General features: G+C 70.0%; 22 protein-coding genes, 1 tRNA gene and 4 pseudogenes. 14 read left to right on the forward strand and 13 right to left on the reverse strand.

The window, feature by feature from the left end; genetic code table 11:
* Positions 1-611 precede the first annotated feature (611 nt).
* Positions 612-1,559: an IS3 family transposase gene (locus AB0I23_RS29875; protein WP_359113914.1), complete on the forward strand. Its 948-nt coding sequence runs from the start codon at positions 612-614 to the stop codon at positions 1,557-1,559.
* Here AB0I23_RS29875 and AB0I23_RS29880 read toward each other — a convergent pair.
* Together AB0I23_RS29880 and AB0I23_RS29885 are read right to left on the reverse strand one after the other, a co-directional pair.
* Positions 1,529-1,705 (reverse strand): annotated as a pseudogene (locus AB0I23_RS29880) (IS30 family transposase); the annotation flags it as partial. The gene AB0I23_RS29875 and the pseudogene AB0I23_RS29880 overlap by 31 nt on opposite strands.
* Positions 1,706-1,754: 49 nt before the next feature.
* Positions 1,755-1,898 (reverse strand): annotated as a pseudogene (locus AB0I23_RS29885) (hypothetical protein); the annotation flags it as partial.
* A 378-nt stretch (positions 1,899-2,276) separates the two neighbouring features.
* Here AB0I23_RS29885 and AB0I23_RS29890 point away from each other — a divergent pair.
* From AB0I23_RS29890 to AB0I23_RS29900, 3 genes are all read left to right on the forward strand, one after another.
* Complete coding sequence (locus tag AB0I23_RS29890; protein WP_359113915.1) at positions 2,277-2,825, forward strand: SigE family RNA polymerase sigma factor; 549 nt, start codon at positions 2,277-2,279, stop codon at positions 2,823-2,825.
* The gene (locus AB0I23_RS29895) at positions 2,822-3,766 is read left to right on the forward strand and encodes a hypothetical protein (protein WP_359113917.1); all 945 of its coding nucleotides are present in this window, start codon (positions 2,822-2,824) and stop codon (positions 3,764-3,766) included. The genes AB0I23_RS29890 and AB0I23_RS29895 overlap by 4 nt, the downstream gene beginning before the upstream one ends.
* Before the next feature lie 320 nt (positions 3,767-4,086).
* The gene (locus AB0I23_RS29900; RefSeq protein ID WP_359113919.1) at positions 4,087-4,275 is read left to right on the forward strand and encodes a hypothetical protein; all 189 of its coding nucleotides are present in this window, start codon (positions 4,087-4,089) and stop codon (positions 4,273-4,275) included.
* Positions 4,276-5,742: 1,467 nt separating this feature from the next.
* Here the strand turns inward: AB0I23_RS29900 and AB0I23_RS29905 are convergent.
* Positions 5,743-5,815, reverse strand: a tRNA-Arg gene (locus AB0I23_RS29905).
* A 202-nt stretch (positions 5,816-6,017) separates the two neighbouring features.
* On the opposite strand from AB0I23_RS29905, the pseudogene AB0I23_RS29910 reads away from it, so the two are divergent.
* The 4 genes and pseudogenes from AB0I23_RS29910 to AB0I23_RS29925 all read left to right on the forward strand — a co-directional run bounded on the left by AB0I23_RS29910 (position 6,018) and on the right by AB0I23_RS29925 (position 8,870).
* Positions 6,018-6,645, forward strand: a pseudogene (locus AB0I23_RS29910) (RNA polymerase sigma factor).
* On the forward strand, positions 6,642-6,818 hold the full coding sequence (locus AB0I23_RS29915; RefSeq protein ID WP_359113921.1) for a hypothetical protein: 177 nt from the start codon (positions 6,642-6,644) through the stop codon (positions 6,816-6,818). Before AB0I23_RS29910 ends, AB0I23_RS29915 begins: the two are co-directional and overlap by 4 nt.
* 24 nt (positions 6,819-6,842) lie before the next feature.
* A complete protein-coding gene (locus AB0I23_RS29920; RefSeq protein ID WP_359113922.1) occupies positions 6,843-6,977 on the forward strand; it encodes a hypothetical protein in 135 nt (44 codons plus the stop codon).
* A gap of 114 nt (positions 6,978-7,091) precedes the next feature.
* On the forward strand, positions 7,092-8,870 hold the full coding sequence (locus AB0I23_RS29925; RefSeq protein WP_359113923.1) for a class I adenylate-forming enzyme family protein: 1,779 nt from the start codon (positions 7,092-7,094) through the stop codon (positions 8,868-8,870).
* Between the two features lie 16 nt (positions 8,871-8,886).
* Here the strand turns inward: AB0I23_RS29925 and AB0I23_RS29930 are convergent, their stop codons facing one another.
* Complete coding sequence (locus tag AB0I23_RS29930) at positions 8,887-10,164, reverse strand: M6 family metalloprotease domain-containing protein (RefSeq protein WP_359113925.1); 1,278 nt, start codon at positions 10,162-10,164, stop codon at positions 8,887-8,889.
* Positions 10,165-10,463: 299 nt separating this feature from the next.
* On the opposite strand from AB0I23_RS29930, the gene AB0I23_RS29935 reads away from it, so the two are divergent.
* Positions 10,464-11,126 (forward strand): TetR/AcrR family transcriptional regulator, encoded by a 663-nt coding sequence (locus AB0I23_RS29935; protein WP_359113927.1) that lies wholly within the window; start codon positions 10,464-10,466, stop codon positions 11,124-11,126.
* Positions 11,127-11,310: 184 nt separating this feature from the next.
* Positions 11,311-12,843 (forward strand): MFS transporter, encoded by a 1,533-nt coding sequence (locus tag AB0I23_RS29940; protein ID WP_359113928.1) that lies wholly within the window; start codon positions 11,311-11,313, stop codon positions 12,841-12,843.
* A gap of 95 nt (positions 12,844-12,938) precedes the next feature.
* On the opposite strand, the gene AB0I23_RS29945 is transcribed toward AB0I23_RS29940, so the two are convergent.
* Entirely contained in the window at positions 12,939-13,451 is a 513-nt protein-coding gene (locus tag AB0I23_RS29945; protein WP_436847017.1) for a MarR family winged helix-turn-helix transcriptional regulator, read from the reverse strand.
* Positions 13,452-13,581: 130 nt separating this feature from the next.
* On the opposite strand from AB0I23_RS29945, the gene AB0I23_RS29950 reads away from it, so the two are divergent.
* On the forward strand, positions 13,582-14,364 hold the full coding sequence (locus AB0I23_RS29950; protein WP_359113931.1) for a dioxygenase family protein: 783 nt from the start codon (positions 13,582-13,584) through the stop codon (positions 14,362-14,364).
* 4 nt (positions 14,365-14,368) lie between these two features.
* On the opposite strand, the gene AB0I23_RS29955 is transcribed toward AB0I23_RS29950, so the two are convergent.
* Positions 14,369-15,448, reverse strand: a complete 1,080-nt coding sequence (locus AB0I23_RS29955; protein ID WP_436847018.1) for a questin oxidase family protein — start codon at positions 15,446-15,448, stop codon at positions 14,369-14,371.
* A 72-nt stretch (positions 15,449-15,520) separates the two neighbouring features.
* The gene (locus AB0I23_RS29960) at positions 15,521-16,060 is read right to left on the reverse strand and encodes a GNAT family N-acetyltransferase (protein WP_359113934.1); all 540 of its coding nucleotides are present in this window, start codon (positions 16,058-16,060) and stop codon (positions 15,521-15,523) included.
* A 148-nt stretch (positions 16,061-16,208) separates the two neighbouring features.
* Here AB0I23_RS29960 and AB0I23_RS29965 point away from each other — a divergent pair, with 148 nt between their 5' ends.
* On the forward strand, positions 16,209-17,207 hold the full coding sequence (locus tag AB0I23_RS29965) for a sigma-70 family RNA polymerase sigma factor (protein ID WP_037699315.1): 999 nt from the start codon (positions 16,209-16,211) through the stop codon (positions 17,205-17,207).
* A gap of 88 nt (positions 17,208-17,295) precedes the next feature.
* Here AB0I23_RS29965 and AB0I23_RS29970 read toward each other — a convergent pair whose 3' ends face one another.
* Entirely contained in the window at positions 17,296-18,342 is a 1,047-nt protein-coding gene (locus tag AB0I23_RS29970; protein ID WP_359113936.1) for a helix-turn-helix transcriptional regulator, read from the reverse strand.
* A gap of 61 nt (positions 18,343-18,403) precedes the next feature.
* On the opposite strand from AB0I23_RS29970, the gene AB0I23_RS29975 reads away from it, so the two are divergent.
* Positions 18,404-19,957, forward strand: coding sequence for an MFS transporter (locus tag AB0I23_RS29975; protein ID WP_359113938.1), 1,554 nt, complete (start codon positions 18,404-18,406; stop codon positions 19,955-19,957).
* Between the two features lie 136 nt (positions 19,958-20,093).
* Here the strand turns inward: AB0I23_RS29975 and AB0I23_RS29980 are convergent, their stop codons facing one another.
* The 3 genes and pseudogenes from AB0I23_RS29980 to AB0I23_RS29990 form a co-directional block, all read right to left on the reverse strand.
* Entirely contained in the window at positions 20,094-20,864 is a 771-nt protein-coding gene (locus AB0I23_RS29980) for a DUF6227 family protein (RefSeq protein WP_359113940.1), read from the reverse strand.
* Between the two features lie 182 nt (positions 20,865-21,046).
* Complete coding sequence (locus AB0I23_RS29985; protein WP_359113942.1) at positions 21,047-22,126, reverse strand: P1 family peptidase; 1,080 nt, start codon at positions 22,124-22,126, stop codon at positions 21,047-21,049.
* A 10-nt stretch (positions 22,127-22,136) separates the two neighbouring features.
* Positions 22,137-22,588, reverse strand: a pseudogene (locus AB0I23_RS29990) (low temperature requirement protein A); the annotation flags it as partial.
* A 382-nt stretch (positions 22,589-22,970) separates the two neighbouring features.
* On the opposite strand from AB0I23_RS29990, the gene AB0I23_RS29995 reads away from it, so the two are divergent.
* Positions 22,971-23,198, forward strand: a complete 228-nt coding sequence (locus tag AB0I23_RS29995) for a hypothetical protein (protein ID WP_037699338.1) — start codon at positions 22,971-22,973, stop codon at positions 23,196-23,198.
* Between the two features lie 155 nt (positions 23,199-23,353).
* Here the strand turns inward: AB0I23_RS29995 and AB0I23_RS30000 are convergent, their stop codons facing one another.
* Positions 23,354-23,941 (reverse strand): RcpC/CpaB family pilus assembly protein, encoded by a 588-nt coding sequence (locus AB0I23_RS30000; protein WP_359113944.1) that lies wholly within the window; start codon positions 23,939-23,941, stop codon positions 23,354-23,356.
* Positions 23,942-24,090: 149 nt separating this feature from the next.
* Positions 24,091-24,924 (reverse strand): S-methyl-5'-thioadenosine phosphorylase, encoded by an 834-nt coding sequence (locus AB0I23_RS30005; RefSeq protein WP_359113945.1) that lies wholly within the window; start codon positions 24,922-24,924, stop codon positions 24,091-24,093.
* Positions 24,925-24,958: the final 34 nt, after the last annotated feature.

Raw genomic sequence — 24,958 nt, forward strand, 5'->3', positions numbered from 1 at the left:
AGCCCACGTCAGGGCAGACAGAAGCACCCCCGGCGCGCGCCACGGGATTTACCACGCCCCCGGCGCGCACCGAAGGTGCGCTGGATCGCTGACCTACGAGGACTCCGACCTGCGAGGGAGTTGCCAGTTCCCTGTAGTTCGCCGCTGCTTCCCCCCTCGCTACCGACCGATCGGGCACGCAAGGGGCACGCAGCTGCGATGATCGGGTCATGCAGCCTGGGGTGGAGCAGCACTTGTTCAAACTCGCTGGGGCAAGTCGTGACCCTGCCCCGCCTTGGGTCGTGTTGCCACTTAGCGCGGTCATCGCTGTTGTGGGGCTGGCCGTGTTGGTGAACTTCCGGGGCGTGCCAGAACGGCTGCACGAACACTGGCGCGGAGGTCAGCAAGGCCGCCTTGCCTCCTTCGGTTTTCAGCGGCACATCGGCGCTTGGATGGCGCTGGGAGGCCTGTGGGGGTTCCTCGCGACGTCATGGCAGCTCATTGCCGACTAGCTCAGTGCGTTGTGGCAAAGGGAGTCCCTGTTCGATGAGCAGGGGCTTCTTTGAGGTTCCCCCGAGATGCGGGGAGAGGTGACAGCAGGTCAGATGGGTCTCATGAGAGGAGCCCAGACGATGCCTGCCCCGAGGAAGTACCCGCTGGAGTTGCGTGAGCGTGCGGTGCGGATGTATCGCGATGCTGAGCCGAAGCCCGTCATCCGCCGCATGGCCGAGGAACTCGGCGTGCATCACGAGGCCCTGCGCAACTGGATCCGCCAGGCCGAAGCCGACGCCGGCGAGCGGGACGACCTGCTCACCACCGAGGAGAAGGACGAGCTCGCCCAGCTACGGCGCGAGGTGCGGGAACTACGCCGGGCGAACGAGGTCCTGCGGACGGCCTCGGCTTTTTTCGCACAGCTCGACCCGACCCGACCCGACCCGACCCAGGTGACCGCGCTCATCGACGAGCACCCGCACCTGGGGGTCGAGCCCGTACTCCGGGAACTCCACATCCCCTCCTCCACCTACTACCGCTGGCGGCAAGCGGAGAAAGAGCCGTGCGAACGGCACCGCCAGGACGCCGAGCTGACCGGGAAGATCCGGCAGGTCCACGACGAGTCCGGCGGGATCTACGGCTCGCCCCGCGTGCACGCCGTCCTCAAACGCGAAGGTGTCCGCATCGGCCGCAAACGGGTCGAGCGGCTCATGCGCGAGGCCGGTCTCGCCGGCATCAGTCCACGCCGGGCGGGCAAGGGCTTCACCCGCCGCGACCCGGACGCCGACCTCGCCCCGGACCTCGTGCAACGTGACTTCACCGCCGACGGGCCGAACCGATTGTGGGTGACCGACCTCACCATGGTCCCAACCCTGGAGGGACCGCTGTGGCTGTCGGCGATCCGGGACGCCTTCTCCCGCCGGGTCGTGGCCTGGGAGACATCCGCCCACGCGGACGCCGACCCGGTCCTGACATCGCTGGAGTACGCGTTGGCCAGCCGCGAGGTCGCCCCCCGGGCAGCTCGTGCATCATGCGGATCACGGCTGTCAGCCCGGACTCAATCGGTTGTCGCAACACCGGCTTCTTGAGTCAAGAGTAGGTGTTCGTTGAGGGCTTCAGCGGGTGTCTTCCATCCGAGGGTTTTGCGGTGGCGGCTGTTGAGGGCGAGTGCAACGGCTGCGAGGTCGTCTGTCTGCCATCGGGACAGGTCCGTGCCCTTCGGAAACGATGGCCGCGTTGTACGTCTTCACACCGGAGGACCACGCGGTGGCCGCGCTGGCGGAGTCGGTGACCAGCGCCGGCTGGTCGCTGCCCTTCTCGACGGCGGACGTCGCCACCGCGCCATAGCTCGGCAGCCGCTCCATGTTCAGCTTGCCCTCGGCGCCGTAGTAGCGCTCGCGCCCGGCGGTGACATGGGTACGGCCCATGCCGTCGCCGAGCAGGTACTACGAGCCCCAGGCTGTACGCGGGTCGGGGAGGATCCCCGCGACATGGAGCGCGGCCGGGCCTATCCACGTGGGCGCGCGTCGGCGGCGGCAGCGCCGAGCGGGCCGAAGGCAGGAGCGCGGGCGCAGCCAGAGCCGGGAAGCGCGCCCGGCGGAGCGGAGCCCAGCCGGGTGCCTTGAACCCGCGAAGAAGGTTGTCACTCACCGGCTGAGGGCCTTGTGTCCGGTCCGGGAGATGCTCGACATTTCGGTCCCGGCCGATGGTTGTCAGTGGCCCCACTCACCTGACCGACGAGGCACCGGATCCCGGGCAACCGAATCCGCCGAAACTGTGGTCTGGAGGGCGAGGGAGGGTGCTTGATGCAGGCCAAACAAGAGGCCGAGTTCCAAGAATTCGTCAGAGCGCGGTGGTCCCATCTCGTACGGACCGCGTATCTGCTCACGGGCGACGTGCACTACGCCGAAGACCTGACTCAGACGGCGCTGGCCAAGGCGTACCGCTCATGGCGGCGCGTCTCGCGCAGCGACAGACCGGATGCGTACGTCCGTCGGATACTGGTCAACTGCAACAGCGACCGGTTCCGCAAGCGGCGGGTTACGGAGGCTCTGACCGCGGCGCCGCCGGAGGTGGCCGGGCGCGACGAGACCGCCTCGTGGGCCGACGAGCGCAGTGCCCTGCTCGCGGCGCTGGCCGGACTGCCGCCAAAGCAGCGGGCGGTGATCGTCATGCGCTACTGGGAGGACCTGTCCGAGGCCGAGGTCGCCGAGGTGCTCGGCTGCTCGCGCGGCACGGTCAAGAGCCAGGCGTCCAAGGCGCTGGCGAAGTTGCGTACGTATCCGGGGCTCGCGCAGGTCGTGGACGAACCTGTCCGCAGCCGAGTGTCGTCCGGGCAGGAAGGCAGCAAGTGAACGAGGAACAGAAGCAGCAGGGGACGGGAACCAGCGGGGACTTCGAGGAGCAGCTGCGCGAGCTGCTCGCCGAGGACGCGAACACGATCCGGCCCGCGCCGGTGCCGTATCCGGCGATCCGCCGCCGGGGCACGGTCGAGCGGCGACGCCGGGTGGCGGCGACCGGGGCGGCCCTGGTGACGCTGGCGGCGATGCCGGTGGGGGCGTACGCGCTGGCCGACGGGGATACAGGCGGGAATGCGGTGGCATCGACACCGCCGGTCCGTGCCACACCGCGGACGTCAGCGACGCCGACACCGTCCGCGTCGCCGGCGAGGCCCGCGCGGCCGGCCACGGAGGACCAGCTCCTCGACGGGATCACCTTCGGGCAGGCCGCCGACGGGCTGAAGAAGTGTCTCGCATACGACCAGTCGCACACACGCGGCCCGTCCGGCTTCCGCACGGACTTGGGCGCGGCCGAGGAGTACCGGATCATCCTGGCGATGAACAGCGCCGGCGACTCCAACGCGCCCGGCGACGGCATGTACGTCGTCGCGGTGAAGGAGCAACCGAAGCAGACCCGGCTGATCTGCAAGGTGAAGGACGGCGAGGCAAACGGCCTCAACGCGGGCGTAGGCTCCGACGATGTGCCGGGCGCCGGCCCCGTGATGGCCGACATCAACGGCGGCAAGCTCTACCAGCAGTCGGTCCTCGACCGCGGCAACTGGAAGCTGCCGTTCCGGTGGGGTGCCATCGGCACCGTCGAGCCGTCAGTGGCCCGGGTGACCGTTTCCTACGGCGGCGCCACCAGCCAGGCCGCCCTGGACCACGGCTGGTTCGTCGTCTCTGGTGTCCTGAACCAGCAGGTCACCGTGGCCCCGCGCATCAAGGGTTATGACGCCGACAGCAAGCTGGTCTACGACTCCGACGAGGACAAGACCTACGAGAAGCGGCTGCCGTAGGGCCACCCGGCCGGGGCGCCGCACAGGGGACGGCGCCCCGGATTTCGGTCAGCGGTGCGGCACGAGGGCCCTTCTGGTCGCCGGTGCAGATGTGGCGATCCACACCGAGCCGGAAGGCCCCCGCTGCGAGCCGCTGGGGTTCAGGGCCTCGGCGACGCGGCGGAACGTTGTGCGGATGGCTCCGCGGGCTCGGCCGGGGCACCGATGTCGCTCGGGCATACCCAGGGTTACTGCTGTCCGGCGTCGTTGATGTCAGCCGCGGATGTCAGCTGCTCGCCTTCACGGCCTCCGACGTCGGGGCCCATCGGAGAACGAGCGCCATGACAAGGAGAGCTGCACTCACCCCCCAGCCGGGCACCACCCGCCCCTGTACGACCAGCAAGAGGCTGCTCCAGCTCGCCACGGCGGCGAGGGCCAGACTCCCGACGCCTGCTGCCGTGGAGACGGCGGGCGACAACCTCACGCTGTGCTGTGTACGGGCTTCGGTCACGGCGGGTACGACTCTCTGAACGCGCCGATAGTTGCGCTGAGAGGTCGAAGCACTTCGAGAGCGCCGGGTCCATGGCGAACCGCGGATCCCAGGTTCTCGTGAGACCGGGGCGGGGCGCCCTACTTCTTCTTGCCCTGGGTCTTGGCGGGGATCTCGGTGACCTGCGTTCTTGCAGCTCGGAGCGCTGGCCACGACCGCCTGAGTGGTCGTCATTGGTCGTTGTCGGCCGCTACCGAGCGGCCTCGGGCGGCCCAGGAGCCAGTCCCCCGAGCCGCGGCCTTCGGATCCGTAGCTCCAGCCAGATCAGTCAGCGGTGGTCATTGCGGTCGGTTCTCGGCCCCGGAGGGACGCTACCGGACGGGGCGGTTGCCGGGGTTGCGGTACAGCGCTGCTGTACTCCTACGGTGACTCGGTGGCCTTGTCGCTCCGATGAGACATCCCGCGGTAGATCACCCAGAGGCTGACCAGAACAAGCACCGCTCCGCCGATTGGCCAGCCCACGGACCCTCCACCGCGGTAGTCCCTGATGCCGATCGCAAGAAGGAGGGCGGACAGGGGCAGCCCTGCCCAGTCGAGGGCCCTGTTCAATCTCGCGGGAATCGAAGGCTCATTCACAGCTTGATCCTTACAGGCGCTTGCGTCCTCCACCAGATGCGAGCGCATATCAGGCGCACAGTGGCGAGGAGCGCAGGATTTGAACCTGTGGCCTCATCCTTATCAGGTCGATCAGGTGCCGTCCTCGGCATTGGTGAACCGGCCGTATTCTTCGGCCGCTTGTCCGCTGGGAGTCGGCACCGACCGCCGCTGTCCGGGCCTGTTGGTGTCAGGCGTTGATGTCAGCCGACACAGGTGGCCTTGACGAGGCGACGGTGTTGCGTCTGGACCGCAACTCGGAGATGAAGAGCGAGGGCCGCAGCGAGCGCCACGAACAGATGAGCAATCACGATAGCGATCACGGGGACCACCTCCCCTTCGATCCATACAGCCAGAATGAACAGGCAAGCAGGTGTGAAGAGACTAGACGCAACTTCTCGGATCCAAGGTTCCCAACTGCGGCCTGCGATTCCGCCTTTGCATCGCCCCGACATCGGATTACTCCGAGAGGCCAGCGAAACGCAACACCGTCCCAACGAGTGTAGCCGGGTTACCCCTAGGCGGTCGCCGCCTTTCAGTTTGCCGCTCCGTACCCTCAACCCACTACTCACCCCGGCTCCCATCCCGTCCGTCCTCGACCGCTCGGCTCTGCCTGGCGCCGGGTCGCCCCGATGCCAGCTCTGTGTATCGCGCCGCTGCGCCGGCACCGGTTGCGGCAACGGGAGACGTTCGCGGCCTCGGGCGTCGCGTGGTCCGAGGGCGGATACATCTTCGCGACGAGGAACGGCCGAACTCCTCGTCCGCTCACGCAAACGGCCCCGGACGAGAAGTCCGAGGCCGAGTAGAGCCCCTCCCTGGGGGAGAAACCCCAGGTCAGAGTGGTAATGCGTTGTGCCCCCGGCAGGATTCGAACCTGCGACACCCGCTTTAGGAGAGCGGTGCTCTATCCCCTGAGCTACGAAGGCGAGGGTGCTGCCGCTGAGTGCAGTCCAGGACAGGGTAGCGGATGCACGGGAGGGGCGAGGGAGGCAGGCGGTCGACGTTCCTGGATCCTGCTCGGGGGCGGCTCCGTCCTGAGGTCCGGGGCGTGGATGAGCATCCGCGAGTGTGATGCAGGCCACTGGAACGGCGATGTTCGGGCGGACAAGACAGGAAGTGAACTACTCCATGCATGCCCGCATTCGTGCGGGGGATCCGGAAGCCTTCAGGGAGCTCTTCAGTGACTACGCCCAGCTCGTCTACCGGCATGCCGTGCGCAGTACCGGGGACTGGGCTGCGGCCGAGGACGTCGTATCGCTGACCTTTCTGGAGGCGTGGCGGCTGCGGGAGAAGCTGCGGGACGAAGGTGACAGTCCGCGGCCCTGGCTGATGGGGATCGCTGTCAATGTGTTGCGCAATACGGGGAGGGCGGCCCGGCGTCACGAGCGGGCGCTGGCCCGGGTGCCGGTGCGTGATGCGCTGCCCGATTTCGCCGACGATCTGGTCGGGCGGATAGCGGACTCCGAGGAACTGGCTGCGGCCAAGGCCGCGTTGGAGTAGCTGCGGCGGTCCGAGCGTGAGGTGTTCGCGCTGTGCGTGTGGTCAGGACTCGGATACGTGGAGGCGGCCGAGGCGCTGGGGGTGCCCGTCGGTACGGTCCGGTCGCGGCTGTCGCGGGCCAGGGCCCGGTTGCGCAATCTCACCGAGGGCGAGTTGCGGCGCGGGCGAAAAAAATCGGAACCGCATACGAGGAGCGGACAAGTAACAGAGTGACCGCGTTGCTGCGGTCCGGTCGAACGAGACGAGGGCCCGATGAATCGCACCCCCTGGCGGCGGCAAGAGCCGCTCGACCACGTGGAGTTGGCGCGGCTTCTGCCGGTCCCCGGCGATCCGGAGCCGTCCCGCGGCCGCCTGACCAAGCTTGAGGAGCACTTGGTGAGCGAGATCCAGCAGCATGCCGAGCGGCGCGCCGAGCCGCCGGATGGGTAGCAGTCCGGTGTTCCGTCGCAGTCCGTGCCGCTCCAGCGCACCGTCCGGATACGCGATGCCGAGGGCATCAAGGCGGCCACGGTCACCGCGTGTACCGCCATCACCGAGCGGGCGGTGGTCGACGAGATGAAGCTGTTGCCCGGGACCGGCAAGGTGTAGAGGGAGACGTGCGGAGGGGGAAGGCGGAGGGGGAGCGTGGGGCGGTGCCTTGACGGGGGATGGGGGCGGGCATAGCGTCGCGGAGTCCTGAGCAGGCGCTTGGAAAGGTCGTTCGTGCCGCACACCGACCCGACCCCTGCCGCCGCTTCGCCGTCCTCCGCCGATTCGTCCCCCACTGCCGCAGCGTCCGCCGCCGCCCGAATCGAGGCCGCGCTCACCGGGCCCGGCGCGCCGTTCGCTGTCGTGCGGGCGCAGGACGGCGAGCAGGCGGGCTCGCTCGTCTACGCGAGCGGGCCCAGGACCCTCCGTGAGTTCGTCGAGACCACCTGGGCTTTTGGGGGCCGGCCGTTCCTGATCGGCGCCGAGCGCAGCTACTCGTACGGGGAGTTCTTCGCCGCCGCATCCGCGTTGGCGTGCCGGATGGCCGAGGCGTACGGGCTCCGCCCCGGTGACCGGGCCGTTGTCGCGATGTGCAATCACCCCGAGTGGCAGATCGCCTTCTGGGCCGCGCAGCTGGCCGGTGTGGTCGCCGTACCGCTCAACGCCTGGTGGACGGAGGACGAGTTCGCGTACGCGCTCGACGACTGCGAGCCTCGGGTGCTGCTGGTGGACGGGGAGCGGATGCCGCGGGTTGCCGCCTGGGCGGACAGGGCCGGGGCGCGTGTCGTCGTCTTCCACCACCGGGACGGCGCGCTGCCGGAGGGGGTCGAGCGGTACGAGGACCTGCCCGCGCCCGACCCGCTCGCTGCACCGCCCGAGGCCGAGATCCGGCCCGAGGACGACGCGACGATCATGTACACCTCGGGCACCACCGGGCGGGCCAAGGGTGCTGTCGCCACGCAGCTCGCCCAGGTGGGGGCCGCACTCAACCCGCGGTTCTACGCGGCCGCTTCCGCGCTGGGCCGCGGGATCATCCCGGGACAGGGGCCCGCCCCGGTCACCCTGATGACCTTTCCGTTCTTCCATGTCGCCGCGTTCACCGGTTTCTACGCGGCGATGGCGGCGGGTGGCGCGCTCGTGCTCATGCGGAAGTGGAACGCCGAGGAGGCCCTCCGGCTGATCCGGGAACACGGTGTCACGCACTATGCCGGCGTCCCGGCCACCGCCCTCCAGCTGCTCGCCGCCGCCGAGCGGGCGGACGACCGGCTGGAGAGCCTCCAGATGCTGAACACCGGTGGCGCCGCCGTCCCGCCCGATCTGGTCGCACAGCTCACCGCCCGCTACGGCGAGCGGATCGAACCGCGAAACGGCTACGGCCTGACCGAGACCAGCGGCGGTGTCCTGGCCAACTTCGGCGCCGACTACCGGCTCCATCCGGGCAGTGTCGGCCGGCCGACACCCGTCACAGAGGTGCGGATCACCGGTCCGGCGGGCGAGGCGCTGCCCGAGGGTGAGATCGGCGAGCTCCGGCTGCGCGGCCAGTCGCTGGTCCGTGGCTACTGGCGAAACGAGGCGGCGACGGCCGAGGCGTTCATGGACGGCTGGTTCCGGACCGGCGATCTCGCGCTCGTGCGCGACGGGCGGGTCAGCGTCGTCGACCGGATCAAGGACATGGTGATCCGTGGCGGCGAGAACGTGTACTGCGTGGAGGTCGAGGCCGTGCTCCACGACCACCCGGACGTCGAGGACGCGGCGGTGCTGGGGGTGGCGCATCCGGTCCTGGGCGAGGAGGTTGCCGCGGTCGTCCGGCTGCGGCCCGGTGCCACCGTTACGGCCGACGAGCTGCGGGCGCACGTCGGGCGGAGCCTGGCCGCGTTCAAGGTCCCGGCCCATGTCCTCGTGCGGGACGAGGAACTGCCCCGGAATCCGACCGGGAAGATCCTCAAGCGTGAGCTGCGCGGGGCGGTCGACGAGGCGGTCCGCACCCTCAGGCGCAGCGAGGAGGGGGTGTGATCGGAGGGACCGTGAATCAGGGGCGAGTGATGCGGACCCGGTAGTTCCCCTTGGAGTCCTTGTCGACGACGGATATGTGTATTCCGTTGGTTCGGTCGGTGAAGCTCTGGCCGGGCTGGAACGGGGCGTCGGAGAGCTCGGCATGCACATTGGGCATCCGCGTGCAGCCGCCGCTGCCCTCGGTGCTGTCCTCGACGGATATCGGACCCTGCCCCGTGTCGACGTCGGAGCTGACCTTGTAGATCAGGACGCCGGGCCGGCAGACTGCCTCGTCGTTGCCCGCCTGGGTCCGTACCTCCACCGCGTAACCGGACTCCCCGGTCAGCGGCACGAAGGCCAGCTTCGGGCCGCCCCGGGTGGACAGGGGCGTGAGGAGGTGGTCGGTGGTGCCGGGCTTGGACGCGCAGCTGACCTGCCTCTTGTCGAGCCAGCCGAGCTTCCACTTGTGCCAGCCGAGGAAGTCGTTGTTGGCCCCCCAGTCCTCGGACATGATGTCCCAGTGCCCGACCGAACCGCCGCCCTCCATGGTGTAGAGGTCGGGCAGGCCGAAGACATGGCCGTTCTCGTGCGGCAGGACGCGGTAGCCGGTCTGTGTGTACGAGCCCGAGCCGTCGTCCTGGCGGCTGTAGATGAAGGACGTGTTGGAGAGCGGAACACCGTCCGCGAGCGGTGCGTCGTCGTTGCCGGAGAAGGTCACGGACAGGACGGTGTCCAGGGCGGAGGGACCGGCGTTCGGTGTGACCAGGATGTTGACCAGGTCGTACGCGCTGAAGTCCACCTTCGGGTCGGCGATGGCCACGATGTCCTGGACCAGGTGCCGGTAGCCCGGCTCGTACGGTGAGCCGCGCCCTATCCCGTACGCCGAGAACGGCAGAGGCATCCGAAGCCAGCTCTTGACGGGGGCGTCGGGCCGGTAGGTGAGCCGGCCGTACGAGCTGGTCCGGAACCAGCGGGTGGTCTGCGGGAAGAATTCGGCGAGCCGGTCCATCGCCGGCTCCGTTCCCGGCGCGTCCGGGAAGTCGATCATCAGGTTCAGTGCGCGGACCTCGCCCGTGGAATGGGCGTACCCCGTGGGTGTCGGCATGCCCTCCGACATCTGCACGCCCATCGTCGCGGATATCCGGCACGGTCCGAGCCCTGCCGCCTCGGCCTCGGCCACCGGCCCCCCGGTGGCGTGGCTGGGCAGGGAGAGCGTACTGCTGGCCGAGGCCAGTGCCCCTATGACCAGAGCTGTTGCCCCAGCCCGTGCGACCGGGTGGCGCTGGTTGCGTATCCGCCGGCGGGGCTGCTGCATAGAGGCGCCTTCGGGGTCCGCGGCAGTCGGCCGACCCTGACTGCGCTCTCCTGATCACCCTCTGGCGGGCGGCACGGCGTCGCGCGTTGGGTGCGCCGTTCGGTGGAATTTCCCGTTCACGTGATGTGACTCAGGTCACAGTGGTGCGGGAAATAACCGGGGATGGATTCCCCGTTTGAACCTGGTGTCCCCTGCCAAACGGGGAGGAGGTCCCCGGTTGTACGAAGTTGTACGCGCCGGGGTCGCCGCAAGACCTGCACGACCAGGAAGACCCGGAAGAGGAAGAGAAGGACTGTCTCGTGAACACCGCCGCCCCTGCCGCCGCCGGAACCGTGCCGCGCCGTACGCCCCGCCCGCGGGCCGACGCGCTGCGCAACCGGGAGCGGATCGTCGCGGCCGCGCGCGAGATGTTCGTCGAGTTCGGGCCCGATGTGCCGCTCGACGAGGTGGCCCGCCGTGCGGGCGTCGGCAACGCCACGCTCTACCGGAACTTCCCCGACCGGGCAGCGCTGACCCATGAGGTCGTTCTCTCGGTCACCTCCCGCATCACCGACCGCGCGGAGGACGCGGCGGCCGAGGAGGCCGACCCCTTCGTCGCGCTCAGCCGCTTCGTGCACGCGGCGGCCGACGAACGCATCGGCGCGCTCTGTCCGATGCTGTCCGGCGGCTTCGACAAGGACCATCCCGAACTGCTCGCCGAGCGTCGCCGCCTCGAAGAGGCCGTCGAGGGGCTCGTGGCGCGCGCCATGTCCGCGGGGCGCCTGCGTACCGACATCGCCGTCGGTGACGTACTGGTCGGCCTCTCCCAGCTCACCCGGCCGCTGCCCGGCATCGCCTGCCTGGGCATCGACCGGTTCGCCCACCGTCATCTCCAGCTGTTCCTGGACGGTCTGGAGGCTCCGGCCCGGTCCGAACTGCCCGGGACGGCGGCGACCTTGGAGGATCTGCGGCATCGCCCATGACGCCCGTGCCCGGCTCCTGAGTCAGGCGCCGGGTCGCGTGTCCGCCATGCCCTCACCACCCGACTCACCTCACATCCACCCTCACCTCTCTCACTTTCACCGCTGACCTGGTGCACGTCCTCACGGTCACGGAAAACGGTTCACGACTCCTCGCGTCCACGCGCGTCCTTAGGTGGCTACTCCCATGTCAAAACCAGCTGATATCCGACTCCCCGACCCCAGTCGCTGGAAAGCGCTGGCCTTCATCGCGCTCGCGCAGCTGATGGTCGTGCTCGATGCCACGATCGTGAACATCGCGCTGCCGCACGCCCAGACGGCCCTCGGCATCACCGACGCCAACAAGCAATGGGTCATCACGGCCTACGCCCTCGCCTTCGGCGGACTGCTGCTCTTCGGCGGCCGGATCGCCGACCTCTGGGGCCGTAAGCGCACCTTCGTCGTCGGTCTGATCGGCTTCGCGCTGGCCTCCGCGCTGGGTGGCGCCGCGCAGAACCAGGGCATGCTGTTCGGCTCGCGTGCGCTCCAGGGTGTCTTCGGCGCCCTGCTCGCCCCGGCCGCACTCTCGCTGCTCGCCGTGATGTTCACCGACGCCAAGGAGCGTGCCAAGGCATTCGGTATCTACGGGGCGATCGCCGGTGGCGGTGGCGCCGTCGGCCTGATCCTCGGCGGTTTCCTCACCCAGACGCTGAACTGGCGCTGGACCTTCCTCGTCAACATTCCGTTCGCCGTCATCGCCGCCGCGGGCGCGTACTTCGTGATCCGTGAGCCGGCCGGCAGCCGCAACCGCTCGTCGCTCGACATCCCGGGCGTGGTCCTCTCCGCGCTGGGGCTGGTCTCGCTGGTGTACGGATTCACCCGTGCCGAGTCCTCCGGCTGGTCGGACCCGCTGACCATCGGCATGTTCATCGCCTCCGGTGTGCTGCTCCTGTCGTTCGTCCTGACCGAGGCCAAGGTCACGTCGCCGCTGCTGCCGCTCCGCGTGGTGATGGACCGCAACCGTGGTGGTGTCTACCTCTCGCTGGGTCTGGCCATCATCGCGATGTTCGGGCTGTTCCTCTTCCTGACGTACTACCTGCAGGTTGTGAAGGGCTACTCGCCGATCAGGACGGGCTTCGCCTTCCTGCCGATGATCGCGGGCATGATCACGGGTTCGACGCAGATCGGCGCACGGCTGATGACGCGGGTCCCGGCCCGCAAGCTGATGGGGCCGGGCTTCCTGACCGCCGCCGTGGGCATGCTGCTGCTGACGCAGCTGGAGATCGACTCCTCGTACCCGGCGCTCATTCTCCCGGCGCAGGTCCTGCTGGGTCTGGGCATGGGCACGGCGTTCATGCCGGCCATGTCGCTGGCCACGCACGGGGTCGAGCCGCGGGACTCCGGTGTCGCGTCCGCGATGGTCAACACCTCGCAGCAGGTCGGCGGCGCGATCGGTACCGCGCTGCTGAACACCGTCGCCGCCTCGGCCGCGACGGCGTACGCCACCTCGCACGCCGCGCTCGGCGCAACCGACCCGCAGCTGCTGAAGCTGCAGTCGATGGTGCACGGTTTCACCGGCGCCATCTGGTGGGCGGTCGGCATCCTGGTGGTGGCCGCCGCGATCGCGGTGACGTTCATCAACGCCGGGCGTCCGTCGACCGCCCCGGCCGGCTCGGCCTCGGGCTCCGGTGACGCCGATGGCGTCGAGGACGAGTTCAAGGTGCCGGTCGTCGCGCACTGACGCGGGACGCGCGAGGCGAAGTGATGTGAACACGGGTCTGCCCCGGTTCCGCTCGGCGGAACCGGGGCAGACCCGTGTCGGTGGGCGAGGGCGGCTCAGCGGAGCCAGGGCAGGTCGGCGTCCGTACCCTCCGGCTCCAGGCCGGTGGCGATGACCTGCATGATCTCGCCGAACGAGCGCACCTGCTCCGCTGTGAGCCGGTCGAACATCGCCTGGCGTACGGCGCGGACATGACCCGGCGCGGATCGGCGGAGCATCTCGTACCCCTCGTCGGTGAGGACCGCGTTCTGTCCACGCTTGTCGGACGGGCAGTCCTCGCGGCGCACCCAGCCGTTCCGCTCCAGCCGGGCGACGGCGTGCGAGAGACGGGAGCGGGTGATCTTGGCGTCCTTGGCCAGCTCGGTCATCCGCATCTGGTGGCCGGGCGCCTGGGAGAGCTGGACGAGCAGTCCGTAATAGATGTGCGGCATGCCGGCATCGCGTTGCAACTGGCGGTCGAGGTGGTCCTCCAGGAGCGTGGTTGCGTGGAGGTAGGCGCGCCAGACGCACTGTTCTTCGTCGGAGAGCCAGTGGGTCCCGCCGGTGGATGCCGTGGTCATGTACCCCACTGTACGACCTTTTCTTGAAAGTTGAACTAGATGGAGTTAGGGTCTCTGTGGATGGGAACTTGAAGCTTCAATGAGCAGGATCCCGCCGCCGCAGAAGAATTGCCTTGAGCAGTAGTGGATGGGGAGTGTCATGACTGTCACCGCGGAGCGCATGCCCGCCCTCTATCTCTCCCACGGTGCGCCGCCGCTGGCCGACGACCCGGTCTGGCCCGGCCAGCTGGCCGCCTGGTCCGCCGAGCTGCCGCGCCCCACCGCGATCCTCATGGTCTCCGCCCACTGGGAGGAGGCTCCCCTCGCCCTCGGTGCGACCGAGACCGTCCCGCTCGTCTACGACTTCTGGGGCTTCCCCGAGCACTACTACCGCGTGCAGTACGCGGCCCCGGGTGCCCCGCGGCTGGCGGAGAACGTGCGCAAGCTGCTGCGCGGTGCCGGTACACCGGTCCAGGACATTCCGGACCGCGGGCTCGACCACGGGGCGTACGTCCCGCTGGTGGAGATGTTCCCGGGCGCCGACATCCCCGTACTCCAGATCTCCATGCCGACGCTGGACCCGCAGAAGCTGATGGACATCGGGCGCAAGCTCGCACCCCTGCGTGACGAGGGCGTCCTGATCGTCGGCAGCGGCTTCTTCACCCACAACCTGGCAGCCCTGCGGCACGCGGGCGGCGGCGACCCCGCATGGTCGGTGGAGTTCGACGACTGGGGTCACCGGGCACTGCAGGCGCAGGACATCGACGCGCTGCTGGACTTCGAGCACAAGTCCCCGGCCGGCCGGCTGGCCCACCCCCGCACCGAGCACTTCGCGCCGCTCTTCGTGACGCTGGGCGCCTCGGAGGGTGAGCTGGATCACGGGCGCAGCGTCATCGACGGGTTCTGGATGGGGCTCGCGAAGCGGTCGGTGCAGTTCGGCTGAGTGGTCAGAGGGCCGGTGGGTTCAGTTCGATCGAGCGGAGCGCGGCGGCCAGGGCCGTCGTGTCGCCGACGTCCAGTGCGGTGTCGGTGAACTTGATGGTGTGGTCGTCGCCGTGCACCGCCGCCCGCGCGAAGATCTCGTCCGCGGAGGATGCCGACGGCGATGCGGTGCACGGGACGGGGTCGGCCGGGCTGTACGCGGCGGTGACCGCGGCGCTCGCGGCCCAGGCGGCGGCCAGGCTCTGCGGCCACAGTTCACGGGGAAGGGCGGGCAGCGTACGCAGTACGGCGTTGGGGGCGGTCGCGGCGTGCACCAGCATGATCGGTGCGCCATGGCCGTGGCTGGCGTAGCGGTGGGTCGCGGCCCTGACCAGTTCCGCCAGCCGGGTGCGTGCCACGTCCGGGTCGTCCGCGAACTGCTGCGGCCACAGCGGGAACGCGGTGAGCTGCGCCAGCCGGTCGCGGATGCGGCCGCTCTGGTCGGCCACCGGCGGTACGGCGTCCAGCGCGGCCGCGGCACTCGGCGCGGGCACGAGCGAGCCCGGTGGGTCCAGTGCGGGCAGTGGCTGGTGACGGGCGGCCCAGTAGCCGAGGCCGTGTGCGAGCTCGGCGACCCGGGGCGCGTTCGCTCCACCGCCGAGCAGGGTGCGCACGGCGTGGCCGACCCGGATCACGGGGTGGGTGGCGCCTGCGGCGATGCCCGGCAACAGCCGCGGCCACCATTCGGTGAGGACGTCCTGCCAGGGGCGCCCGGCCGTCTCCTGCGCGAAGTACAACGTCCAGTCGGCGATCCTCCGCGGGTCGCCCAGGGCTTCGTGCCAGTTCTCCGCGGTGATCCGGGTCGCGGGGGCCGGCATCTCCTCCAGCTTGTGGCTGTAGTGGTCGAGCCAACGGTGGACGACGGGTGCCTGGCCGTGCCGTACGAGCGCCTCGACGGCCATCGGGCCGTGGTTGCTCAGCCAGCCGTTGCGCTCGGGGCCCGCGGCGTGGAGCCGGTCCAGCGCCTCGTCGAGCGTGCCGGTGGGGTCGACCGGTACCGGGTCCGGTGCGCTCATGGAGTCTGTCCTGCCTGTCGTGTCGGTCATGCCGGAACACGCTAGGCGCGGGGCCCGCCGCTGGTAACGGGCTGCGGACCTACGCCGCGACCCCACCGGGTCCTAGGCCTCCGGTCCCAGCCGCTTCTCGTACCAGGCCACGTCCCAGTACGTATCGAACTTCCGGCCCACCTCGGCGTACGTACCGACATGGTGGAAGCCGAAACGTTTGTGCAGTGCGACCGAGGCGTCATTGGGCTGGGTGATGCCCGCGTACGCGCGGTGCAGGTCCTCGTCGGCGAGCGCCTCGAAGAGTGACGTGTAGAGGAGGCTGCCGATCCCGCGTGCGGTGGCCCACGGGGCGCAGTACACGCTCACCTCCACCGACGTGTCGTACGCCGCCTTGGGGCGGAAGGGGCTGCTGGTGGCGTAGCCCACCAGTGAGGCGGGGCCGACCATGCGGACATCCTGAGCAACCAGAAGGCGGTGCGGGCCGTCTTCAGGGTGGGAGCGCAGCCAGGGCAGCCGCTGTTCGGGTGTGAAAGGGGCGGTATCGAATGTGAGCGCGGTCTCACGTACGTAATGGTTGTAGATGTCCGTGATAGCCGCCAGATCGCCCTCGATGCCAGGCCTGACCTGCACTTCTGTACGGAACTCCGGCATGTGTACTCCCCTTGCGGCCGGACAGGGTACTGCATGATCGCGAAAATCAATGTGTGCCGTGGGAATTCTGTCCGGATTCCAGTCGTTGATTCCATCGGATGCAGGGCACCCGAGAGGGTGTCGCGACCTACTCAGCAAGGGAGCACGCATGGCAACCCGTGCCGTCGCCCGTCGTTCGTCCGCCAGTGGCGGGACCAACCGGGCAAGCAGTGTTCGCGCCGTGGGCGGAGAGATCGCCGATCGCGACCTGGTCGGCATGTACCTGGACGAGATCGCGCGCACGCCGCTGCTCGATGCCGCCAAGGAAGTCGAGCTGTCGCAGACCGTCGAGGCGGGCGTCTACGCGCGGCAGATCCTCGACGGTGCGGTCGAGAGCGAAGCCGGTGGAGCGACGCGTGAGGAGCTGGAGGCGCTGGTCGCCGAGGGCGAGCGCGCCAAGGACATCTTCATCCGTTCCAACCTCCGACTCGTGGTTGCTGTCGCTCGCCGCTATCCGCGGGCAGGTCTGCCCCTGCTGGACCTGATTCAGGAGGGGAATGCGGGCCTGGTGCGCGCGGTCGAGAAGTTCGACTACGCCAAGGGCTTCAAGTTCTCCACGTATGCGACGTGGTGGATCCGTCAGGCCATCACCCGCTCCATAGCCGACCAGTCCCGTACGATCCGGCTCCCCGTCCACCTGGTGGAGGAGCTCGGCCGGATCCGCCGTGTGCAGCGCGAGTTCAACCGTGAGCACGGGCGCGAGCCTGAGCACGAGGAGATAGCCGCCGAGCTGGACTCCACGTCCACGCGTGTCGGTGACGTCCTCGACTGGGCCCGCGATCCGGTCAGCCTCAACATGTCCGTGGACGACGAGGGCGAGACCCAGTTCGGCGATCTGCTGGAGGACACTTCCGCGGTGTCGCCCGAGCAGTCCGTCATGACGCTGCTGCGCAGTGAGGAGCTGGAGGACCTGATCGGCAAGCTCGACCACCGCACCGCATCGATCATCCGAATGCGGTACGGCATCGAGGACGGCCGTGAGCGGACCCTCACCGAGGTGGGCAAGCAGCATGGGCTGACCCGGGAGCGGATCCGTCAGATCGAGAAGCACGCGCTGCTCGAACTGAAGCGAATGGCCCACGACACGGGTTTTGACGCTGCGGCGTGACCCCGCGTCCAGTAACCTCCGATACGGGTCGCTTCGTACGGACCCCCTGAGCTGAGTCCCGGCGCCCACCCCCCCCTGGCGCCGGGGCTCATTCTTTTGCGTCGGGCTGTGCAGGCCGTTTCGTCGGTGGTGACTCCGACGGGGCTTCCGGTGGCACTGTCGGTGCTGCTTCCGGTGGCACGGCCGCGCGGGTCAGACGGGCACCCAGCTCACTCAGGTACGTCACCAGCTGCGGCGGCTCGTGAGCGGTGAACTCGCAGTCGACCAGCGCCAGCCGGAGCGCCACCCACTCCAGCGAGTCCGTTATGGCCGTTTGCAGCCGGCAGCTGTGCTCGCCGGTCGCCTCCAGTGGGCCGAACGCCGAGGGCAGCCGGGCGGTGACGAACTCCGCCGGGGCCGCGAAGCTCACCTCGACCGCCAGCTCCGGCTGCCGGCGCTGGAGGGAGCCGGTGAGGAACTCCGCGGCGTCGCCCGTGGGCAGCTCGCGCGGGGTGAAACGGGCCCCCGTGGCGAACGGCTCGCTCACCCGGTCGACGCGGAACGTACGCCACGCCTCGCGCCCCGGGTCGTACGCCACGAGGTACCACCGCCACCCCGTGCTCACCAGCCGGTACGGCTCGACCTGGCGCTTCGTCTCGGCGCCGTCCCCCGCCCGGTAGACGAACCGCAGGCGCTCCCGCCCGGTGACCGCCGCGGCCATCACCGTCAGTGTCTGCGGGTCGATGGTCGCGCCGTCGCCGCGGGCCAGTGGCACTGTCGCGTTCTGCAGGACCGAGACCCGGTGCCGCAGCCGGGACGGCAGCACCTGTTCCAGCTTCGCCAGCGCCCGCACGGACGCCTCGTCGACCCCCTCGATGGCATGCCCGGCCCCAGCCCGCAGCCCCACCGCGATGGCCACCGCCTCCTCGTCGTCGAGGAGCAGCGGCGGCATGGCGGCGCCCGCGACCAGGCGGTAGCCGCCGACCGAGCCGCGCGAGGCCTCGACGGGATAGCCGAGGTCGCGGAGCCGGTCGATGTCGCGCCGGATGGTGCGCGGGCTGACCCGGAGCCGCTCGGCGAGCTCGCTGCCCGGCCACTCACGCGGTGTCTGGAGCAGCGACAGCAGATTCAGCAGTCGTGCCGGGGTATCGGTCATGGATCCAGGATGCCCGTCTATTGGGTCGCGATCTGACCTAATGGCTCTCTAGCCTCGTCGTATGAATTCTTCCGAATCCCCTCTGCCGTCCGCGGCGGCCGCTCCCGCGGTGTCCTCGGAACCGTCGGACCGGCGCCGGTGGTTCGCGCTCGCCATCGTGATGACCGCGGCTTTCATGGACCTGGTCGACGTCACGATCGTCAACATCGCCATCCCGAGCATCAAGCGCGACACCGGTGCCACGTTCAGCTCGATCCAGTGGATCACCGCCGGATACGCCCTGGCCTTCGCGGCCGGTCTGATCACCGGCGGCCGGCTCGGCGACATCTACGGCCGCAAGCGGCTCTTCCTCATCGGCATCGGCGGCTTCACCCTGGCCTCGGCGCTCTGCGGCTTCGCCGCGAACCCGGAGATGCTGGTCGCCTCGCGCATCCTGCAGGGCGGCACCGCCGCGCTGATGGTCCCGCAGGTGTTGTCGATCGTGCACGCCACTTTCCCGGCGCACGAGCGCGGCAAGGTCTTCGGCCTCTTCGGTGCGGTCGTCGGCCTCGGCGCGGTCATGGGACCGCTGCTGGGCGCACTGCTCACCGAGTGGAACATCGCCGGTCTGGAGTGGCGGCCGATCTTCCTGATCAACCTGCCGGTCGGCATCGCGGGACTGGTCCTGGGCCGGAAGTTCATCACGGAGTCCAAGGCTCCGAAGGCCCTCCGGCTCGACCTGGTCGGTGTCGCGCTGGTGACACTGGGGCTGCTGATGCTCCTCTACCCGCTGACCCGGGGGCGCGAGCTGGGCTGGCCGCTGTGGGGGTACGCGTCGATGATCGGCAGCGTGCTGGTGTTCCTGGTCCTGGTGCTGTTCGAGCGGGGGAAGGCGCGCAAGGACGGTTCGCCGCTCGTCGAGCTCTCGCTGTTCCGGGTCAAGAGCTTCGCGGCGGGTATCGCCGTCCAGCTGACCTTCGGCATCGGGCTCGGCATCTTCTTCCTGGTCTGGACGCTGTACATGCAGATCGGCCTCGGCTGGAGCGAGTTGCGGGCCGGCACGACCGGCATCCCGTTCTCGATCGCCGTCTCGTTCGCGGCCGGGATCTCCGTACAGAAGCTCGTGCCCCGGTTCGGCCGCAAGGTGCTGCAGGCGGGTGCGCTGCTGATGGTCGCCGGGCTGCTGCTCTACATCTGGGAGTCCGACCGGTACGGCATGTCCATCGAGTCCTGGCAGATGGCTCTGCCGCTGGTGGTCATGGGGATCGGGATGGGGCTGATCGTGGCCCCGCTGACGGACGCGGTGCTGTCCGAGGTGCCGAAGAAGCACTCGGGGTCGGCGTCCGGGCTGATCAACACCGTGCAGCAGATGGGCAACGCGCTGGGGCTCGGCCTGGTCTCGGTCGTCTTCTTCGGGTCGATCAGCGACCGGCTGGCGCCGGAGGCGGTGGGTCCGGCGTTCGTCGAGGCGTTCCAGCACTCGCTCTGGTGGGTGGCCGGAGTGCTCGTGGTGATCTTCCTGGTGATGTTCGCGCTGCCCGCCCCGCCGCGCCGGCAGGTGGAGGGCGGCGAGGACGTCCAGGACGTCGGCGATGCTCCGGCCGAGGTGGCCAAGGAGCCCGCACTGACGCCCTGAGGGTGTCTGTCCGCACGCAAGGGTGCCCGCACCCCCTTCCTCGGGGGCGCGGGCACCCTTGTGTGCCGCGCGGTGGCTGCGTGCCGCGCGGCGGCGGCCCCCTCGGTGAACGGGGCGACGGCAGGCAGCGCTGCGGTCAGCAGATGCGTGTACGGCTCTCCATTGCCTCGCGCGCCGCTTCCTCGTCCGCGTACACCTCGCACATGTGGCGACCGTCCGGCGTCGCCGTGTGCTCGACCTCCCAGAGGCTGGTCTCACTGCCGTCGAGGAGCAGGAACGCGTGCTCGTACAGCGTGAATCCGGCGTCCCGCCCGTCGATCCGGCACTGCCTGCCGAAGATCTGGGTGATGTGGTGGGCGAAGGCGGCTCGCAGGAGGTGCGCGGTCTCCTCGCCCGGACCGTCGCTGTTCTCCGCACGGCGCAGGACCCGGCGGGCGTGGTCTGCGGAGTTGTCCGGCGCGTACATCCGGGGCAGCGGGGCCGGTGGAGTGGTCATCAGGACCGTCAGCATCTCCAGGTCCGCCTGCGGGCCGTCCTCGTCGAACGCGGGTACGCCGGAGAAGCCGCCGGACAGCCGGGCGGTGGCGACAAGGACGTCCGCCTCGTCGTCGTACAACTCGTGGTGCCGGGGGGCGGGTCGCCTCGGTGACCGGGGGTACGCCGCGTCCCTGGCGGTGCTGTGGACCAGCTCCCACAAGGTGAGCGCGGAACCGTCGGACAGCAGGTATGTGTGCCGATAGGTCTCGCGGTGCAGTACGGAACTGTGGTGCGAGGAGTGCAGGGAGCTGCTGTGGGCCAGCGCGGTCCCGAGTTGCTCGACCGTGCAGTCGGGCAGGTCGAAAGAGTTGAGTGCCCGTCGTAGGAGTCGGTCGAGATGCTGCTCGGTTGTCTCGTACGGATCGCTCAAGGTGCTGTCTCCAGGCCGTTGCCGCGTGTTACTTGTTGCGTGCTTAACGTAGCCCCTGGGTCCGACATCGTGACCGGGTTCCTGAAAACGTATGACGCACGCGGAAGGTTCCTGGCGATTCGTCCGAACTTCCTTCTGCGGACGGCGAGTCGGCGGTGGGGCGGCCGGATGCGGCCGGTGGGTCAGCGGGGACCGTAGAGATCTTTGTACGAGGGGTGGACGCCCGCGCCCGGGCGGAGGTCGACGCCCTCCGCCGCCCGTACGGCCTTCACGATGGCGCGGGTCAGGGTGTCCGCGCCCGCTGCGAGGAGCTCGTTCAGAGCGACCGGGTTCTCCTGCGGCAGCGGGTGCTCGCCCGTGGCCAGCGCGAAGACCGTGTCCCCGTCGGTCAGCAGATGTACGGGCCGCACGGCGCGCGCCAGCCCGTCGTGCGCCGTGCCCGCGAGCTTCTGCGCCTGCGCCCGGGTGAGATCCGCGTCGGTGGCGACGACGGCGAGCGTGGTGTTGAGCGTGGGGAGCGCGTTCGCCTCCCGTGCTTCGGCCAGACGGCGCACGGCTGTTTCGTGGACCCCCGCCGCGGGGTACACGGGCGGCTCGGCGGCTCCGTACTCCCCGTACAGCACCCCGGTCACCGGATCGACCACGGAGCCCGCCGCATTCACCACGACCAGCACGCCGACCGTGATCCCGGACGGCAGCCGCACGCTTGCCGTGCCCACGCCGCCCTTGAGCTGACCGGCGACCGCGCCCGTACCCGCACCGACCCCGCCCTCGGCGACCGGAGCCCCCGACTCCGTACCGGCTGCGGCCTCCACGGCGGCGCGGCCGGTGGAGGCGTCCGGGCGGGCCCGCCAGTCACCGCCCCGCCCCAGGTCGAAGATGCACGCGGCCGGGACCACCGGCACCACCTGCGACGGATCGGGGCCGACCCGCACGCCCCGCCGCTGCTCCTCCAGCCAGGCCATCACGCCGGACGCCGAGTCCAGACCGTATGCGCTGCCACCGGTCAGGACGACGGCGTCGATCCGCTGCACCAGATTGCGCGGGTCGAGTGCGTCCGTCTCCCGGGTGCCCGGTCCACCGCCGCGTACGTCGACTGCCGCGACGGCGCCGCCCTCGGAGGTGAGGACGACGGTGGTGCCGCTCAGTGCACCGTCGCCCGGCACCTGCGCATGACCGACGCGCAACCCGGCGACATCGGTCACCGCGTCCACCGCCCCTGCCGCCGGCGAAAGCGGAATCTGTGCGTCCTGTCCGGTCATCACCTGCTCCTCACATCCGGTTCTGCGGAACCGCGGTGGCGGCCCGTGCGCCCGGTGCCGGGCGCCGTGACAGCGACACCCCGACGGCCACCGTCGCCGCCACCGGACCCGCGGCGAAGACCACCCACTCCCCGGCGAACGTACAGCCAAGGATGGCCACCGCCGCCAGGGGGAGGGACAGTTGCTCCGCGAGGTCATGCTTGAAGTGGCGGGCGTGAACCAGCCGCACCGTCAGCGGACAGACCGCGGCGGGGACCGTCACGACGGCCGAGGCGGCCGTCGTCGACACATGCGCCTTGCCGAGACCTCCTCCACCGCGACCTCGATGCCCGAGCCGATCGTGGCGGCGGAGCCGAAGATCACGTAGTGGCCGTATCCCCACACGAATGCCTGTCCGCTGCCGTGGAGACAGCTGTGGATCGGCACGGCGAAGTAGATCCACCAGGCGGTGAAGACCAGCAGCTGTCAGGTCCTGCGACGAGGGTCGGTTCGGGCCGGGCTCAGCGGGCATCGGCAGCGCAGTGAGGGCAGCGGATGAAAGGACGTACGGGCGGCGCCGGAAGGCGCGGGCCAAAGAGGTACACCGTCCGCTCCGTCTCTTCGCGTCGCACGGCCTGCGCGCCGTCCGAAACCCCGGCTGCGCGCCGTCCGGGCGACGGGCTCGCCCCGTCGCTGGGGGCCTGACGGTCATCGTCGACGCGTGGATGGAGGGCAGCGACGGAACGGCCTGGTGGGGTGCGGGCTTCTCTGCCTGTCCTTCGCCGTCGTCCTCGGGCTCTGGATGCTCGAACCGAAGGACCGCTGACCGCTGCCGTACCCGGGAGAGCCGCCGTACCCTGGAGACATGAGCACCGCCCCCGCCTCCGGACCGCGCGATTCGAAACCGACACAGTCGGCACACCCCGCACAACCGGAACAGAGGAAGCCCAAGCCGGCTCTGATCTTCGACGATCCGCTGGACCAGCAGTCCGCGGACGATACGGACCGAGGGTGGGGTGAGCGGGCCCCGGTCGGCGACAGCGCCGCCGACCTCGCGCGCTTCCTCGACGAGAAGCCGCCCCACCACGTCTGAGCTACTCGACGTGCCCAGGCCCCGGCTCCTGGCCGCAGCCCTCGCCCGTCGGTCCGCTGAGCTTCGATGCGGCCGCGCCGCGAATCTCCCCCGACCCGCGCCTTCGGGGCGGTGGCGTGGCGGCACATGAGCGCGCGGAGGGCGGTGGGTCCGGGTCAGCACAGGGTCACCGCCAGCCGAGCCGAGATGCCCGCGCCGGCCAGCGACGCTGCCGTGCTCCGTGGCACGGAAAGGACGACCAGCGCGCCCCCCGCCGCAGGATCTTCCGCGGGATCCTCGGCCCAGCCGTCGGCCGGTGCCCGCGGCACCGCCGCCACTCGGGCCCCCTTCGCCACCACCCTGGCATCGGCTCCGGCACCCTCGGCCGCGATCACATCGACGCGGTCGCCGGGGCGCAGCAGCCGGACGGTTGCCGCATCCGCGATCCGGACCGGCGCCGACACCAGCGGAACCGGCCGTCGCTTCACTCCCGGTCCGGCACCTGCCGCGCCCCCGGTATCGCCCGGTGCCTCACCGCCGCCCAGTCCCGCGGCGCCCAGCGCCGCAGCCGTCAGCGCCAGGCCGGCCGCCATCGCGCGACGCTGCCGCCACACCGCACGCCGCAGCCGATGCCCCCCGCCCCCGCGCACCCGCAACGGCGCGAACGCGGGCACCCCGCAGGGCGCGGGCGCCGACACCGGCGGACTCGGGACAGGCGGGCGTACATGGGGCGAGGAAGAGGTCGCAGAAGCGGGCGGGAACATGGCCAACACCACCAGTCGTGAGGAGCGCGGAGTCCGGACGAACGCCGATGCCCCTCACCCTCCGCCTTCCGCGAGATTCCCGCTGAGCCCTGTGGACAGCCCGCGCGATGTGGACAACTCCGTCACCCACCTGCCCCCGGGGCGCCCCCCTACGGCAGTTCGAGCCCCGTCTCGATCCCGTCCAGCGCATGCGCACAGGGACAGTGCCGATCCCCCTCCGCGGGCAGCGCGGTCACCGCGTCGAAGAGCACCGACCGCAGCCGGTCCACATTGGCGGCGAACACCTTGAGCACCTCCCCGTGGGAGACGCCCTCGCCGGCCTCGGCACCCGCGTCCAGGTCCGTCACCAGCGTCATCGTCGTGTAGCAGAGTCCGAGTTCGCGGGCGAGTACGGCCTCCGGATGTCCGGTCATCCCGACCACGGACCAGCCCATCGCCGCGTGCCAGCGCGATTCGGCCCGGGTCGAGAAGCGCGGCCCTTCGACGACGACCAGCGTGCCGCCGTCCACCGGGTCCCAGTCCCTGCCGCGGGCAGATGCCAGCGCGACCTTGCGCCCCTCGGGACAGTACGGATCGGCGAAGCCCAGATGCACCACGTCCGGCGCCACCCCGTCCGGCCGGGTCTCTCCGTCGTAGTACGTCTGCGTACGGGCCTTGGTGCGGTCCACCAGCTGGTCCGGGACGAGCAGCGTCCCCGGACCGTACTCCGGTCGCAGCCCGCCGACCGCGCACGGGCCGAGCACCTGACGTACGCCCACGGAGCGCAGGGCCCACAGGTTGGCGCGGTAGTTGATGCGGTGCGGCGGCACATGGTGGCCGCGGCCGTGGCGGGGGAGGAAGGCGACCCGGCGGCCGCCGATCTCGCCGAGGAAGAGGGAGTCGCTCGGCTGTCCGTACGGGGTGTCCACGCGAACCTCGGTGACGTCCTCCAGGAAGGAGTACAGGCCCGAGCCGCCGATGACACCGATCTCTGCGTTCACCATGCGATCACAGTAGCGGGGCGCAAAACGCCGGGGA

The organism is Streptomyces atratus (genome assembly GCF_040655115.1).
GTDB classification, from domain to species: Bacteria; Actinomycetota; Actinomycetes; order Streptomycetales; family Streptomycetaceae; genus Streptomyces; species Streptomyces atratus_D.